Genomic DNA, 15,135 nt, shown 5'->3' on the forward strand with positions numbered 1-15,135 from the left:
CGGCGGCGCCGACGAAGGCACGGCCGTCCTTGCAGAACACCGCGCCGTCGTCTGGCCCCGTGGGCCCGGCGTTGCCGGCGAGCGCGCGAAGCCTGACCTCGGCGTCCTCGGGCGAGGTGACCACGACAGCGGCCCGGTGGGGCAGGTCGCGCAGTTCCCGCTGGAGGGTCGCGGCCAGGTCGCCGAGCTGGGCGTAGGAGACCTGCGCGGCGAAGTCGGCCACCTGCGTCAGCCGCTGGGCCAGCGCCGCGGGCGAGTCCCCGTCCAGGAGCAGCAGTTCGGAGTCCTGGAGGGAGTTGGCCAGCAGCGTGGTCCGGCGGTTGACGGCAGGGCGGCGCCCGGAGGCGTCCGACCTGTCGAGGACGACATGGGTGTTGATCCCGCCGAAGCCCATGGCGGTGATGCCGGCCCGCAGCGGTGCGCCCTCGGGCCACGCCTCCGCCTTGCGCAGGACGCGAAGGTTGGCGGACTCGTCGGTGAGCAGGTCGTGGGGGTCCACGCAGCCGATGGCGGGGGGCAGCACCCCGGAGTCCAGGGCCATCACGGCCTTGATGAGTCCGGCGATCCCCGCGGCCGCCTTGGTGTGGCCGATCATGCCCTTGATGGAGGTGATGACGGCGCTCGGGGCCTGCGGGTCGGCAGCGGCGCGGGCGCCCATGATCGCCCGGAGCTCGGTGGCGTCACCGACGGCGGTACCGGTGCCGTGGCCTTCGAACAGCGGCACGGTCTCGATGCCGAAGCCCGCCCGGTCGTAGGCGCGCGACAGCGCGAGCTGGTACCCGCTCACCTCGGGTCGGGTGATGCCTCCCTGACCGTCGGAGGAGATGCCCCAGCCGGCGATCGAGGCGTACACGCGGTGCCCGGCGGCGACCGCGTCCTCCTCGCGCATGAGCACGACCATGCCGCAGCCCTCGCCCGGCCAGAACCCGTTGGAGCCGCGGTCGTAGAGCCGCATCTCCTTCCGGGCGAGCGCACCGGTCTTGGCGAAGCCGATGATCTCGAAGGGGTCGATGGACAGGTCGACACCGCCGGCGATGGCGACGTCGAGGTCGCCGCTCTGCAGCGAGGTCGCCGCGGTGGTGATGGACAGCAGGGAGGAGGAGCAGGCGCCGTCGACGGTGTAACCGCCGCCGTTCAGGTCGAAGTGGTTGCAGATCCGGCCGGCGATGGTGTTGGAGAGGCCGCCCGCGAGGGTGTCCTCGTCGACGGCGGGGAAGGGCCTCTTGTAGGCCTCCTCCACCCCCTGGAGGAACGCGCCGAGCCGGTCGTCGTCCCAGTCCTGCCCCTGGAGCGCGTCCGCGAGCACCCTGCGTACGTAGGGCCAGCGCAGCCGCATGCCGTTGGCACGGGAGAACTCGCCGGTCAGCGTGTTGCCGACGACGACTCCGGTGCGCTCGGCGGGCAGTCCCTCACCGGCCGGGAAGCCCGCGTCCGCCAGCGCCCGGGTCGCCGTGTCCAGGGCGAGCCAGTGGGTCAGGTCGGTGGAGCGGTAGGTGCTGCCGGCGATCCGGTGGGCGACGCGGTCGAACTCCCAGCCCTCCAGGACCGCGGCGTTGCGGGCGTAGAAGGTGTCGGGGACCGCGGGGTCCGGGTTCCAGTAGTCGTCCAGGCGCATTCGGACGTCGGGCAGTCTGCGGAAGGCGCGCCGTCCGGCGACGGCGTTCTCCCAGAGCTCCCGGGGTGTGGTGGCGTCGGGGTACGTGCAGGCGACCCCGACGATGGCTATTCGGCTCATACAGGCACCGCCGCCTTGTTCTTCGTGGCTCGTTCGGCTGCGCACTTGCCGTGGAAGCAGGTGCCGTCCTTGCAGGGGTCGCCCGAGAGGACGACCGTCGCCGGCTGCGGCGCGGCGCCTCCCGCTACGGACCCGGTCGCCGGGGCCGCCGGGGCGGCCACGAGCTGTTCGACCGGGGCGTCCTGGCGGTCGTGGGCGCCGTGGACGGCAGGCGCCTGCCGCTCCTGCGCCTCTCGCTGCTTGGCGAGGAAGTGCAGACCCCACAGGTAGCCTCCGCGGATCAGGCAGACCAGGGCGGTGGCGAAGAAGATGCCGTAGGCGATGCCGAGGCCGGTCAGCACGCCGTACATCGCCGCCACCCCGGCTCCGAAGAAGATCTGGGAGGACCGCTTGGAGGGCGAGGTGCCGGGGTCGGTGACCATGTAGTTGGTGAAGAGCACGAAGGCGACACCGGTCATCATGCCGAGCGCCGCCGGGATGGAGGTGCCCATCACCAGCCCTCGGACGACGGCCTGCACCACGAAGCCGCCGAGCCAGGCCATGATCAGCCACATGCGGCCGGTCAGCTTCGCGTTCAGCATGGTGCCCAGGACCAGGATGATCGCGGGGAGGACCCAGTCGGCCGGGCCGTACAGGTACTCGGTGAAGTGGTAGGGCGGCGCGATGCTCGCCCAGGGGAAGAGGAGCAGGATCACCGCGATGCCGAAGTTCGACGGGTTCATGTAGTGCCGCATGCGGCCCTTGAGCGGGGCCCGCAGCACCCACTTCGTGCCGACGGCCACGACGACGCCGAAGACCATGACCCAGACGCGGTCGTTGACGTAGGTCAGCATGTTCACGGCGAGACCGGTGATGTGGGCGGGGAAGAGGAACTCGACCATCCCCTTGAACCCCCCGCCGGCGTAGCGGGGGGCCCGCTTGTCGACGCGGGCGCTGACGGCCTCCAGCGCGATCTCCACCACGTAGGCGGTGAAGATCGCGATGAAGGGCCACAACCAGGGCTGTTCGAAGCCGAGGAAGGTGTACCCGGCGATGTTGAGGATCGAGATCGAGATCGCGAACCGGCGCAGGGCGGTGGTGACCTTCACGTCGTGCCGGGGGGCGGCCGTGAGCGTCTTGGTTTCGGGCACGGTCACTTCTCCTTCACGTCGGCGCCGAGTTCCAGCGAGTGCCTGCCGGGAGCCAGCTGGAGGTCCTTGTTGCGCACCTGCCCGGTGCGGTCACGCCAGGTCAGACGGGTCTGCACCGGGCCGTCGACCTCGTGGCCGAGCCCGATGTGCACGTCCTGGCTGCGCTTGCCGGAGTGGCCGCTGCCGCCGTCGACCCGGCCCAGGCGGGTACTGCCGTCGGACAGGGTCACGGCGACCTGTGCGCCGATCACGGGCGACCCGGCCGCGTCGGTGAGACTGAGGTTGAGGTGGTCGCCGGTCTCCGGGCTCATGTTGCAGTAGAAGACCGGGTCCTCCCACTGCCGGGCCACCACCATGTCCAGGCGGCCGTCCCCGTCGGCGTCGCCGGTGGCGATGCCACGGCTGGGCACGGGCACGGCCAGACCGAGCTGTTTGGACAGGTCGCTGTAGGCCTCGCCGTCCTTGTCCTGGACGAAGAAGCGCAGGTGCTGGTCGCCGGCGAGGTCGTCGCCCTCCTCCACCCGGGGCCAGAAGCGGGGGTGCTTGACCAGGGAGTCGTTGGCGGTGGCGAGCTCCTGGAGCTGCGCCCAGCGGTTGCGCTTGCCCTTGACGAAGCCGACCGCCTGGGTGATCTCCTGGACGCCGTTGTTGTCGAAGTCGCCCATCTTCACGTCCCAGCCCCAGCCGGACCAGGCGAGGTTGAGGGGCGAGCTCTCGTCCTTGTACGGAGCGACGCCGTCACGGAACTTGGCCCGCAGGTCCGCCTTGTCACGCGCGGTCGCGACGAAGGCGAAGTTCGACTCCTGGATGCCGAAGGACGTGGTGATGTTGGAGACGAAGGCGTCGTACAGGCCGTCGTTGTCCAGATCGCCGAAGTCGACGCCCATGCCCTTGAAGGAGCTGCGGCCCATCTCCTTGGACTTCGGAGTGGTCGCGGTGTGGACGGCCTTGACCTCGCTGAACTTGAACGTGCCGGGGGTCGACCTGTTGTACAGCAGGGCCGAGGTCCCGAAGTCGTGCGCCAGGTACATCTCGGGGCGCTGGTCGCCGTCCAGGTCGGTGGCCGAGACGGCCAGGGTCCAGCCCCGGTCGATGCCCTTCGGCAGGACGTTCTTGATCTCCTCGAAACCGGAGGGGGTCCAGCGGAAGAAGTGGCCGCCGCCGCCGTTCTGGGCGTGCGAGAGCGAGTCGTTCATCGTCACGCCGCCGTGCACGCTGTCGTCCAGGACGGGGCTGTTGGGGAAGTAGTTCCCGATGTAGATGTCGTTGTGCCCGTCACCGTCGAAGTCGGCGACGGTCGCGGCGTTGGAGTTCCACAGGGGCCCCTTGTAGGTGCTGCCACTGCTGCCGGGGACCAGTTCGACGGGCTCGAAGCACTTCGGGTCCATCGTCGTGGTGTCCTTGCCGGGTTCCTTCTTCGCCTGGAAGATCACCGGGGTGCGGCCCCAGTAGTAGACGAGCAGGTCCATCGCGCCGTCCTCGTTGAAGTCCCCGGGGACACAGCCGATCGGCGCCATGATGTCGCTCTTGGGCAGCGGGGCCGGGTCGAGCACGAAGGGGGCGTACGAGGCGCTCTTGCGGCCGGGCGCCGGGGCGGGCGTGACGACGGCCTGGTCGATCTGCGGATCGGTGATGCAGAGGTCGTTGGGCAGGCCGTCCCCGTCGATGTCGTTCATGGCGACCCCGGCGCCGACCGAGGAGATCCACGCCTCGATGTGCTTGTAGGCCTTGTTCACTTTACGGACGCTCTGCTTCTTGTAACCGCCCGGCATGGATATCGCCATCGGCTCGAAAGCGAAACTCTCCGCCATTTCCCTTTTCTCGGCGGCGCTGGACTCCGACGGCTTCACCGCGTAGAAAGTGCCGACCATGACAGCGAGTGCGACGACCCCCGGAGCCTGCTTCCGCAGCCAGGAAATTGGATGTGTCATGCGACGGCGCCCTTCTGCGTGTGGGGAACAGAACTGATGGTGGCGGCGACCTGCCGCCGCCAGATCTCGAAGGCCGGGGTCTCCCCGCCGGCGCAGGTGGCGGGCCGCGCGTCGGTGCACACCCGCGCGGCCTCCGCCGGGGTCCGCCCGCCGCACAGGATCTGGGCGGCCAGGTGCGTGTGGGCGATCGTCGTCCCCGCCCGCTCCCGCGCCTCGCAGGCGAACGCGGAACCCTGTACGAGGCTGGGCAGGTGGTCGCCCGCGTGCTTGGCGAAGCGCCGCAGCTCGTCCCCGTCCACGCTTCCCGCGTAGGTGCAGGCCAGCCCGGCGCCCGCGTAGAGGTCGGCGTGGCGGTGCTCGGGGAACGCGCCGATGAGGTCGGCCACGACGTCGGGATCGGTGCCCCCGACGAACCACATGGCCCGCCCGATGCCCTGGTCGATGGCGCGCGCACTGTAGGCGTCCGGGCCGCCCTTCCAGGTGAAGGGATGCTCGGCGGCGGGGTCGCGGACGTAGGAGTCCGTCTTGAAGTACGCCTGGTGGAAGCCGTACCCGTCCAGGATCAGCCAGCGCAGCACCGGGTCGGTCGCGGTCACGTCGGGCCACAGGAATTTGGGGAGCCGGGCCATCGCCCACCCGATGCCGACGTAGATCATGTAGTTGTGCCGCCGGCCCTCGCCCTCCAGGATCCCGGTCAGCCTCCGGCTGCCCCCGGTGAGGGAGTCGAGCATGACGGCGCCCATGCCGGCGCCCTCGTAGGCGAACCCGCGAAAGGCCCGGGGCACAGTCTCCAGCCAGTCCACGGCCTGGTTCGCCGAACGCGCCTCGACCGCGTACGCGTACCCCTGCAGGAAGCTCGTCCCGACCGTCTCCAACTGGTGCTTGGCCTCCGCGTCCTTGATGTGGAAGCCCCGTGTTTCCAGCCGTGTTTCCCGAACATTGGGAGTGAGAACTCGGCGCCTCAGCGCACGCAACATGGACACCAGGAAGACCGCCCCTCGATTCTTTTGCCTGACATTCCTATTCGTTCAGCCGAACATATTCAATTGGGGTGCCCGAATGTCTACTCCGGAAATGCTCAAGGGGAATTCACCGGAAGCTTTTCACGGACCGATCTGCGCCAGATCTCATAGCTGGGAACACCGTCGCCGGCGCCCGAGGGGGGCGCGGCGTCGTCGGCCAGGCCGGCGGCGGACTCGACGGTGAGGCCGGCCAGCGCGTGCAGCGCGGTCCGGGTGTGCTCGGGAACGGTCTTGGAGAAGTGGCGCGCCTTCGCGGCGAAGACGGCGCCCTGGGCGACATGCCCGGCCAGTTCGCCCGACCGGGCGCGCAGCGCGTCCAGTTCGGCCGCGGTGGAACACCCGGCGAACGTGGCCGCGAGCCCGACGCCCGCCCACAGGTCCGGCCTGCGCTCGGAGGCGAACCGGTCGACCGCGGCGCACACGGCCTCCACCCGGGCGCCGTGGATGAACCACAGGGCGCGCCCGATGCCCTGGTCCACCGCCCGCTGGAAGTAGTCGGGCCGGCCCTCCCAGGCGTACGGGGTGTCCAGGCGCTGGCCGTCCACCCAGCGCTTCGGGTCGAAGTAGGCGCGGTCGAAGCCGTACCCGTCCACCGCGAGCCAGCTCATCGGCGGGTAGAAGTCCTCGCCGTCGAGCGCGGGCATGACCTTCTTCCACAGCGGCCTCGGCAGCTTGGCCATCGCGAACCCGATGCCGATGTAGTTGAGGAAGATGTGGCCGCGTCCGGTCCCCTGGAGCAGTTCCGCGGTGCGGCCCCCCCGGCCGGGCATCGAGTCCCGGATCACCGAGGCCATGGTCGCGCCCTCGTAGGCGAAGCCCCGCAGCTCCTCGTCGACCAGGGAGAGCCGTCGCTCGGTCTCCCACAGGCTCTTCGACTCGATGCCCCACTCGAAACCGGTCACCACCGTCTGGGGGATGGTCTCCAGCTGGCGGGTCGCGGCGGTCTCGGCCACCGGGAACCCCCGGCCCGCGAAGCTCACGTCGAACAGGGACGGAGCCATGAGAAGTCTGCGCAGAGATCCCGTCGCCGATGCCACGCGTGTGCCTCCCTCGACCGGCCACCAGGGGGGTGGCGAAGGGCCTCATGGTCGGCTCGCTGCAAAGATCAGGGCATCTTCGCAAATGCGCAACACCCTTGTGCCATAAGGGGTTTGGGTGTAGATGAACGCGTCAGCAACTCATGTCGTGCGGCATGCGGGCCCGCCCTCGCGGGCCCCGATCAGCACGCTCGGCGCCGGCCCGGGATCAGCGCATCCGGCGCACCGCCACCTCGTCCTCGTGGACGTCGCGCCCGCAGGATGTGCAGTCCAGCCGCACCCGCACGCCGCCGTCGCACCCGACGTGCTGCGCCTGGCGGGGCGGCCCCAGCTCCGCGGGAAGGTTCCGGTCGCCCCACTGCATCAGCGCGACCACGGCGACGGTGAGTTCACGGCCCATGGGCGTGAGCGGGTACTCGTGGCGTACCGGCTTCTCCTGGTACACGACCCGCCGCATGACGCCCAGATCGACGAGGCGGCCGAGCCGGTCGGCCAACACGTTCCGGGAGATCGGCATCTGGCGCAGGAACTCGTCGTACCGTCCGACGCCCAGCAGGGCGGAGCGGACGATCAGCAGGTTCCAGCGCTCCCCGATCACCTCCAGGGAACGGGCCAGCGAGCAGTCCTGTCCTTCGTACGTCCGTGGCAGCATGCCCGACCGTACCGTTCGGGTTGCTTCACAGGACCCACGGGACGGTCAGGTGACAGGAAAGAGAGCACGTTGGAAGAGGCTCGCGTGTGTGAGGACTGGTGTGATGAGCGATTGTTCCCCTCCCACCCAGACCGTGGAGGTCAGGCATGGCCATCAGTACCGGAACGTCACCTCTCACCTTTCGCGGCGGGCTCGACGCCGTCAACACCCGTCACCACCAACTCGGCCTGCGTGTGTTCCTGTTCATCGTTGTGGCGCACTGGGCGGAGCACCTGGTCCAGGCCTACCAGATCTACGTCATGGGCTGGCCCATCCCGCAGGCGCGCGGGGTGCTGGGGATGCCGTTCCCCTGGCTGGTCACCTCGGAGTGGATGCACTACGGCTACGCCCTGGTGATGATGGTGGGCCTGTTCCTCCTGCGGCCGGGCTTCACCGGCCGCTCGGCCACCTGGTGGAAGGCCTCCCTCGGCATCCAGGTGTGGCACCACCTGGAGCACCTGCTGCTCCTGGTGCAGGTGCTCGCGGGGGCCCACCTGCTGGGCAGGGCGGCGCCCACCAGTCTGATCCAGCTGGTCATGCCCCGGGTGGAGCTGCACCTCTTCTACAACACCCTGGTGACGGTGCCCATGGTGGTCGCGATGTACCTGCACACCCGGGCGGGCCGGCCGGACAACGCCGACGCGCGGTGCGGCTGCGCCCCGAAGGGCTGACCCTGTGGCGACGCGCGGCGCAAGGCCCTCGGGGTTCGTCTCCCTGCTGCTCCTGCTGGCCGGGGTCCTGTTGTTCTGGCTGACGGTGCCGGGCCTGGGCGACGCGGCCAGGACCGCCACGGCGGACGGGCCGCGGGGCACCTTCACCGCCGTGCGTCTGGTGTGCGCCGGACACGCCGGGCACACCACCTGCGAGTGGCTGGGGACGTTCCGCTCCGCCGACGGCGCCGTGGAGCTCGGGAGCGTCAAGCTGTACGGGAGCGGCCGCGGCGCCTTCGAGGCCGGCCAGAGCGCGCCGGCGGTGGACGTGGGCAACGCGGGGCGGGTCTACGATCCGGCCGGATCGCATACCTGGATCATCACGGTGGGGCTGGCCGCCCTCTCCTACGTCCTGCTGGTCACCGTCGCCCGCCGCCACCTGACGCCACCACCCCCGCCGTCGCCGACGACGAACGCCTTGCCAACGACGGCCTGAACACCCGACCGGGGAACACGAGCGGGCGGGTCGGGGCCCGCCCGCTTCTCCTCGAGGTCCCGCACGGGACGTGCCGCTCAGCTCTCTTCCAGGGCCCCCGGCCGGCGGCCGGACAGCTCCAGCAAGTTGTACGCTGACGCCGCCGACACCAGCGTCATGTGATGGTGCCAGCCGGGAAAGGACCGCCCTTCGAAGTCGAGCAGTCCGAAGTCGTCCTCCAGCGTCTGCACCGCGGTGCCCGCCCGGTGCTGGAGCCCGGCCAGCGCGAGCAGCTCGTCGGTCCGCCGCTGCGTCATGTTGGTCAGCCAGATCCGCGACGAGCGGGGCCCCGCGTACGACGGAACGCCGAAGATCCGATAGGTGGCGTGCGGCGTGTGACGGGCCAGCCGCACCTGCGGCAGCCGTACCAGCGTGGTCATCGTGGCGGTGCGATCCGCCCCGCCGGGACCGTCGTGGCCACCGGGTCTGAGATGGCTGCCGTGCTTGAGGCCGAACAGGCGCTGTGCCTCCACGGCGGCGGGCAGGTTCGAGGCGTATGCGCCACGCGCCGTCGTCCTGCCGACCGGCACCACCGGGGTCCGACCGGGCAGCGACACGACGAACTCGCGTCCCCTGGCGCTGAGTCCACGCACCAGCGAGATGACCCCCGAGTGATGGCCCAGGTCCGCCACCACCGGCCGGGGGCTGAGCTGGGTGCTCCCGCACAGCGCGTCGACGAGGTCGAGTGCGTGCTGTTCGACGGTGCGCTGGCCCACCGACTCGGGAATGCGGGCCCGCGCGCGGCGCGCATGGTCCTCGACCCAGGCACCCGGCAGCAGCAGCCCCCAGTGGACGGGCACGGCCTCCGCACCGGTGGCGAGGAACGCTCCCACCGCGAGCTGGCAGTTGACGGAGCGTCCGGTCGCGGGGACGAAGCGCCGGTGCACACCGCAGGAGTGGTCACCCCGTTTGCGTAATACCGCCACCGACAGGACCCAGGCACGCGGATCGAGCTGCTGCTCGACCCACCGCATCAGCTCGACCCGCGCCGGAACCCAGTCCCAGGGGCTGGCGTTGAGGAACTGGTGCATCGACTGCGACGCGGTGGGCGAGCGCGAGACGGTGGCGGCCATCCGCTTGATCGACTTCTTGCCGTCGGTGGTCAGCAGGCCCGTCAGATACGCCTGGGCCCACGCCCTCTGATCGGCCCTCGGCAGGTGCCCGAAGATCTGATCGGCAAGTACGGAGACCGGCAGGTGCGCGTGCCCCACGTCGTGTGCCGCCATGGCTCGTTTCCCTTCTCCTGGGCAACCGATCGAGCGCCGCGATAGCGTAGCCAGCAATATCGTCTTTTCACGGGAGAGGGCGCTCCCGTCGGCTGGAGACCGGACAATGGACGTCCAATCCTGCTGGATCCGACGATCGCCGATGCCCCGTCCCCGCTTGACCAAGCCTTTTACCTACTTGGCCGATCCGTGGTTGCTCCCCGGTCGCGATTCCGCCGAAGCTTGGATGCCGCCGACCGCCCCCTCGCGATGGCCCCCGAAACCCCGTAGGCATGGAGAATGCGCACGATGCGTCGCCACGCCGACGATCTCGGAGAGGACATGGTAAAACAGGATCGGGCGGCACGTACACGGAGCATGGCCCGGCGTTCCGCCCCGCGCGGTTCGAGCCCTACAGCTGGAACGGGAGCGCCCCGGGAAGCCCGGCATCGACGGAGAGCCGGCTGCCCGCCCCCGGTGAACTGGTGCAACGGGCCTACGGCAACCGAGAGTCGGTCATGACGGCAGCCGCGGACCGGCCCGTCCCCGGCTGACGTCCCTCCCGGGGGCCGGAAGAGGATCGGACCGCACGGTCGCCTTCGGCCACCGGCTCGGCGGCACCGCCGGCGAAGAACGGACGGACACCGCGGACGCTCCCGCGTCCGCGCATCGCTCCGCCTGCCGTGGCCCACCCGTCACCGCGCCCATGCATACCTCCCCGCACGTCCCCGTCGGCGGCGCGGACGTGACCCCGGTCGCCAAGTCGCCGGAGCATGACCTTAGCGGGCGATGAGTGAATGGCTGGAGTCTTTCGGCAGAAAATCATCAAAGGCCGGGACGCCGTCCGCTGTACACCTCCTCCCCTACGGACCCCCGACAGACGGGCCCGGCCCGCGCCCGCCGTGCGCGCTCCTGCAGAACACGGCATGTGTCGGGGCGAATCGGCCAAAATTTTTTACCTCACATAGACAAAAAAAGAATCATTCTTATGATGCATCGAAGGCGTTCCTCGGAGGCGCCTCCGCACGTTCGGTCACGCAAACACGGTCAGCTTCGATGATCCGGGAAGTGCACACGTGATGAGTTCAGCCGAAAGCGACGCCTCGACCCGCCCCCCGGGGCCGCAGCCCATCGCGGCCGACCGCCCGGCCCGCAGGGACGGCCCCGCGGAACTGCGCCCCCCCGCCCCGGAGCCTGCCGCCCTCGACGGCGGCAGGCAGAACGAACGGTTCTGAGGGGCGGGAGCCGGTCTGCCCGCTACACACACCGCCCACCGCCGCCCCTACGCGCGCAGGACGTGCGCGGCTCAGCCCTTCTCGTATCCACCGACGGTCAGGAGAGCCCGTGGCTGAGGGAGCCGGCTCCGCAGGTCACCAGCGTTCGAACACCGCGCCCGCCACCACGGTCGACCCCTGCGGACTCCCCTCGGAACCATCACCTGACACCGCCCGACCCCGACCCATCCGCCTTCCCGACCACCGGAACACCGACGCCGGCCGGAGCACCGGCACCGCACCGGTACGCGGAAGCAGACGCCTCCGGGCCGGGCGCAAAACCCTCCAGCGGGTGTTGGGGGTGGGTTTGTTACCTGATTCGTTGACGGATCGGGGGAACGCGAAGCTGTTCGTGCGGTTGTACGCGCAGGATTATCGGCATGTGACGGGGTTGGGGTGGTATCGGTGGGACGGCACGCGGTGGCAGAGCGATGAGGACGACACCGTTTTGTGGGCGGCGGGTGAGATGGCGGAGAGTATCGCCGTCACCGATCCGCGGGGGGTGTATTCGGACGCGGCGCTGCGCAAGCACCGGCGGCGTGCGCTGAGCACGTCGGGGATCAACGCGCTGCTGGCGCAGGCGAGATCGGCTCCGGGGATGGTGCTGAGCGCGGGAGCGCTGGACGCGGACCCGTACATGCTGTGCACGCCGGCGGGGGTGGTGGACCTGCGGTCGGGGGTGCTGCGGGCCCCGGACCCGGACCGGGACTTCCATTCCCGTTCGACCTCGATCGGCCCCCGGCAGATGCCGACCCCGCGCTGGGACCTCTTCCTGACCGACACGTTCGGGGACGACGACCGGGGCAGGGAGATGATCCGGTTCCTGCATCTCCTGCTCGGCTACTCCCTGACGGGGGACGTGGGGGCGCAGGTCATGCCGTTCCTCTTCGGCTCGGGCAAGAACGGCAAGTCCGTGCTGCTCGATGTCCTGATCAAGCTCCTGGGCGATTACGCGGACGCCGCGCCGCCCGGTTTCCTGATGGCCCGTCCCTTCGAGGGACACCCCACCGACCTCGCCGAGCTCCACGGCCGCCGCGTGATCGTGTGTTCCGAGGTGAAGCCCGGCGACCGGTTCGACGAGTCCCGGGTGAAACTCCTGACCGGCGGCGACCGCATCAAAGCACGCCGGATGCGCCAGGACTTCTTCTCCTTCGCCCCCACCCACAAACTCTGGCTCCTGGGCAACCACCGCCCCCAAGTCGGCACCGGCGGCTACGCCTTCTGGCGCCGGATGCGCCTGATCCCCTTCGACCGCGTCGTCTCCGACCACCAGAAGATCGACAACCTCGCCGACATCCTCGTCACCGAAGAAGGCCCCGGCATCCTCAACTGGCTCATCACCGGAGCCCACCACTACCTCAACGGCCCCCGCGACCTCACCGGACCCGAAACCGTCCGCATCGCCACCACCGCCTACGCCGAAACCGAAGACCACACCGGCCGCTTCCTCACCCACCACGAGACCACGCCGTGATCAGGACGGAGGCGTCGAACGCGAACCGGAACCGTTCGGAGGACCGACCCCCGGGTGGTGGTGGGGGTGGGAGAGGGGTCCGCCTTCGGAGCGTTCGGTTTTGTGGCCTTTGGCGCGGGGGGTGAGGGTGGTGGGGTCGACGGCTTCTGCGGGTGCGCCGGTGGCGTAGAGGCCTTGGGGTGCGGTGTCGCGGTCGTGGGGCAGGAGCCAGAAGACGCGTCGGCGGAAGGTGCCGGAGGAGCGTGAGGGGCGGGCTCGGGGGTGGAGTACGGCGTATCCGACCATGCGGCCGTCGCGGTGGTAGGCGGGTTTTCCGCGTCGGTTGGGCAGTCGGTCCAGGCTCTGTCGTACGTAGTCCAGGATCGAGATGTCCTCCAGCCAGACCAGCTCCGTTTCCTCACTGATCTCGTCCCCGTCGATCAGAGCACTCACTCCGCCTCCTCCTCGACCACAGCCGCTACTGGACACTGTGCACCGGGCCCGCGGCCATGAGCAGCCTAAAGTCGGATACCGCAACGGCCCGGCGCGGGGGTATGGCATCCTCCCTCCGGCACGGGCCCAGGATCTCAAGCGGCCCACGGAGCGATCGGATACCACGGGATGACCTCCCGGCGCGCGAGGATCCTGACGTCCCAGTACAGGAACGTGAAGACACCCGCCACGATCAGGGTCACCGCGGTCACGGCCGCCATCCGACCGGGATCCGCCGTCATCCAGGCAGCCGCCCGCCCGCCCGCGAAGTACGCCAACAGGAAGAAGACCACCGCGATGACCAGCACGTTGCCGATCGACTGCAACAGGAAGGCCGACGCCCCGTAAAGAGGGTTGCCGCTCTGCGCCGCGTCGCGGAAGAGCTGCCGGAACAGCGGATACGGCCGCCCCACCAGGAACCCCCCGACCAGGACCCCCATGAACACCGTCTGAGCCTGCGGAAAGCGACGGGACGCCTTCGCGAACGGATCACGGGTGTACCCCAGCGCGCTGAGCCCCAGCCAGAACATCGCCAGCCCGATCACCCCGAACGTGACCATCGACTGCACCGTCCGCCCCGACAACTCCCCCGCGACCGGCTGCGCCTGGGAGAACTGGGGCATCGACGTCCCCACCAGACCGACCACCGCCCCGTACGTCACCGAGACCGCGGCCATGCCGAGGAACAGCCATCCCAGCGGCTGAAGGGCCCGCACCGCCCGGCCCGCCCGGCTGTTCACGCTTCCCAGCATCGGGGCGACCGAACCGAACACCGCGATGTTGCACGCGGTGAAGGTCCCGGCCAGACCGGAGACGAAGGCGAAGACCGTCCCGGACACCACCGACGTCAACGCCGACGCCTCCGGATCATGTCCGAGCAACGACGTCGCGATCGTGCCGCCCACGACCTGGTCCACGAACTCCGCCGACCAGACGACGGTCAGCACGAACCCGGCGAACGCACTCAGCAGAAGCAGCAACCCGCGCCGCCGGACCGCCGGCCCCTCCGCCGCCCCTCTCCGCTCCCGCGCCGCTGACTCAGCGATGCCTGCCACAACAGGTCCCCCTCCACGGCTGCCGGAAAGTTCACAGCGTAGAAGCGGCGCTGGGCGGACCCATCTCCCAGAATGCTCGCCCGAAGCACGGAACCGAGAACGGGCCGATGCCACACCGGATCCCGACACACAAGCGCACGAAGGGAGTTGAGCGAGGATGCTCCCCCGGTGAACATGAAGGCGTCTTCGCCCGCGCGCATCCGAGGAGCCCCGTGCCGCACATAGCCATCGGCAATGACCACCCCGGTATCCGGGGGCTGATGTTCCTCCGGCCCGACACCGCCGCACCGCTCAACCACCTCGCCAACGTCCTGCTGCGTGCCCCCGCCTCCCTGAGCCGGGGCGAACGGGAGCTGATCGCCGCCTACGTCTCCCGCTTGAACGAGACACCGTTCTGCGCCGGAACCCACGGGGCCGCGGCGGCAGCCCAGTTGGACGGGGGCCCCGAGGCGGTGGCCGCCGTCCTCACCGCACCGCAGGACGCCCCGGTCTCCCCCCGGCTGCGCGCCCTGCTGGCCATCGCCGCCGAAGTCCAGGCGGCGGCGCGCCCCGTCACCGACGAGGCAGTGGCGGCCGCCCGCGCCGCGGGCGCCGAGGACAGCGACATCCACGACACCGTGCTGATCGCCGCCGCCTTCTGCATGTACAACCGCTACGTCAGCTGCCTGGCGACCGACATCCCGACGCAGGACGACTACTACGCCCAGGCCGCGGACCGCATCGTCACCGACGGCTATGCCACAGCGGGCGAACAGAAGGACACCCTGGCCGGCAACGCCCTCACCGGCTGAAACGAGCCGCCACTGCCTCATCACCCCGGCACGGGCGTGCCCGGGTGGTGGTGGGGGTGGGAGAGGGGTCCGCCTTCGGAGCGTTCGGTTTTGTGGCCTTTGGCGCGGGGGGTGAGGGTGGTGGGGTCGACGGC

Annotated in this window: 13 protein-coding genes and 1 pseudogene; 5 read left to right on the plus strand and 9 right to left on the minus strand. The window is 70.0% G+C overall.

Features of this window, described 5'->3' with window-relative positions; genetic code table 11:
- From ACFV20_RS36130 to ACFV20_RS36155, 6 genes are all read right to left on the minus strand, one after another.
- A partial coding sequence (locus ACFV20_RS36130) for a beta-ketoacyl synthase N-terminal-like domain-containing protein (RefSeq protein ID WP_385665308.1) occupies positions 1-1,735 on the minus strand: 1,735 nt, incomplete at its 3' end.
- The gene (locus ACFV20_RS36135; protein ID WP_079190687.1) at positions 1,732-2,871 is read right to left on the minus strand and encodes an enediyne biosynthesis protein; all 1,140 of its coding nucleotides are present in this window, start codon (positions 2,869-2,871) and stop codon (positions 1,732-1,734) included. The genes ACFV20_RS36135 and ACFV20_RS36130, both read right to left, overlap by 4 nt.
- On the minus strand, positions 2,868-4,796 hold the full coding sequence (locus tag ACFV20_RS36140) for a CRTAC1 family protein (protein WP_079190688.1): 1,929 nt from the start codon (positions 4,794-4,796) through the stop codon (positions 2,868-2,870). Before ACFV20_RS36140 ends, ACFV20_RS36135 begins: the two co-directional genes overlap by 4 nt.
- Entirely contained in the window at positions 4,793-5,773 is a 981-nt protein-coding gene (locus ACFV20_RS36145; protein ID WP_073771999.1) for a DUF1702 family protein, read from the minus strand. The genes ACFV20_RS36140 and ACFV20_RS36145 overlap by 4 nt, the downstream gene beginning before the upstream one ends.
- 101 nt (positions 5,774-5,874) lie before the next feature.
- A complete protein-coding gene (locus ACFV20_RS36150; protein WP_073771989.1) occupies positions 5,875-6,855 on the minus strand; it encodes a DUF1702 family protein in 981 nt (326 codons plus the stop codon).
- Between the two features lie 208 nt (positions 6,856-7,063).
- Positions 7,064-7,507, minus strand: coding sequence for a helix-turn-helix domain-containing protein (locus tag ACFV20_RS36155; RefSeq protein WP_073771990.1), 444 nt, complete (start codon positions 7,505-7,507; stop codon positions 7,064-7,066).
- Positions 7,508-7,653: 146 nt separating this feature from the next.
- On the opposite strand from ACFV20_RS36155, the gene ACFV20_RS36160 reads away from it, so the two are divergent.
- Together ACFV20_RS36160 and ACFV20_RS36165 are read left to right on the plus strand one after the other, a co-directional pair.
- On the plus strand, positions 7,654-8,217 hold the full coding sequence (locus tag ACFV20_RS36160; RefSeq protein WP_331720938.1) for a hypothetical protein: 564 nt from the start codon (positions 7,654-7,656) through the stop codon (positions 8,215-8,217).
- 4 nt (positions 8,218-8,221) lie between these two features.
- The gene (locus ACFV20_RS36165) at positions 8,222-8,692 is read left to right on the plus strand and encodes a hypothetical protein (protein ID WP_381115540.1); all 471 of its coding nucleotides are present in this window, start codon (positions 8,222-8,224) and stop codon (positions 8,690-8,692) included.
- A gap of 77 nt (positions 8,693-8,769) precedes the next feature.
- Here ACFV20_RS36165 and ACFV20_RS36170 read toward each other — a convergent pair whose 3' ends face one another.
- Positions 8,770-9,957 carry a transposase gene (locus ACFV20_RS36170; protein WP_073772457.1) on the minus strand — a complete coding sequence of 396 codons (1,188 nt, stop codon included), beginning with the start codon at positions 9,955-9,957 and terminating at the stop codon, positions 8,770-8,772.
- A gap of 1,058 nt (positions 9,958-11,015) precedes the next feature.
- On the opposite strand from ACFV20_RS36170, the gene ACFV20_RS36175 reads away from it, so the two are divergent.
- Both ACFV20_RS36175 and ACFV20_RS36180 read left to right on the plus strand, forming a co-directional pair.
- Positions 11,016-11,171, plus strand: coding sequence for a hypothetical protein (locus ACFV20_RS36175; protein ID WP_158072205.1), 156 nt, complete (start codon positions 11,016-11,018; stop codon positions 11,169-11,171).
- Between the two features lie 331 nt (positions 11,172-11,502).
- Positions 11,503-12,660 (plus strand): annotated as a pseudogene (locus ACFV20_RS36180) (phage/plasmid primase, P4 family); the annotation flags it as partial.
- A gap of 24 nt (positions 12,661-12,684) precedes the next feature.
- Here the strand turns inward: ACFV20_RS36180 and ACFV20_RS36185 are convergent.
- Positions 12,685-13,116 carry a DUF6009 family protein gene (locus tag ACFV20_RS36185; RefSeq protein ID WP_242435353.1) on the minus strand — a complete coding sequence of 144 codons (432 nt, stop codon included), beginning with the start codon at positions 13,114-13,116 and terminating at the stop codon, positions 12,685-12,687.
- Positions 13,117-13,250: 134 nt separating this feature from the next.
- Positions 13,251-14,210 carry a hypothetical protein gene (locus ACFV20_RS36190; protein ID WP_199876560.1) on the minus strand — a complete coding sequence of 320 codons (960 nt, stop codon included), beginning with the start codon at positions 14,208-14,210 and terminating at the stop codon, positions 13,251-13,253.
- A gap of 212 nt (positions 14,211-14,422) precedes the next feature.
- On the opposite strand from ACFV20_RS36190, the gene ACFV20_RS36195 reads away from it, so the two are divergent.
- The gene (locus ACFV20_RS36195; protein WP_073772455.1) at positions 14,423-15,001 is read left to right on the plus strand and encodes a carboxymuconolactone decarboxylase family protein; all 579 of its coding nucleotides are present in this window, start codon (positions 14,423-14,425) and stop codon (positions 14,999-15,001) included.
- Positions 15,002-15,135 lie beyond the last annotated feature (134 nt).

The organism is Streptomyces sp. NPDC059696 (genome assembly GCF_042733745.1).
GTDB lineage: Bacteria > Actinomycetota > Actinomycetes > Streptomycetales > Streptomycetaceae > Streptomyces.

Bases quoted from the DNA above. Each gene is read 5' to 3' on its own strand.
- ACFV20_RS36145 (WP_073771999.1), bottom strand. From the start codon at position 5,773: ATGTTGCGTGCGCTGAGGCGCCGAGTTCTCACTCCCAATGTTCGGGAA.
- ACFV20_RS36170 (WP_073772457.1), bottom strand. From the start codon at position 9,957: ATGGCGGCACACGACGTGGGGCACGCGCACCTGCCGGTCTCCGTACTT.
- ACFV20_RS36160 (WP_331720938.1), top strand. From the start codon at position 7,654: ATGGCCATCAGTACCGGAACGTCACCTCTCACCTTTCGCGGCGGGCTC.
- ACFV20_RS36140 (WP_079190688.1), bottom strand. From the start codon at position 4,796: ATGACACATCCAATTTCCTGGCTGCGGAAGCAGGCTCCGGGGGTCGTC.
- ACFV20_RS36155 (WP_073771990.1), bottom strand. From the start codon at position 7,507: ATGCTGCCACGGACGTACGAAGGACAGGACTGCTCGCTGGCCCGTTCC.
- ACFV20_RS36175 (WP_158072205.1), top strand. From the start codon at position 11,016: ATGAGTTCAGCCGAAAGCGACGCCTCGACCCGCCCCCCGGGGCCGCAG.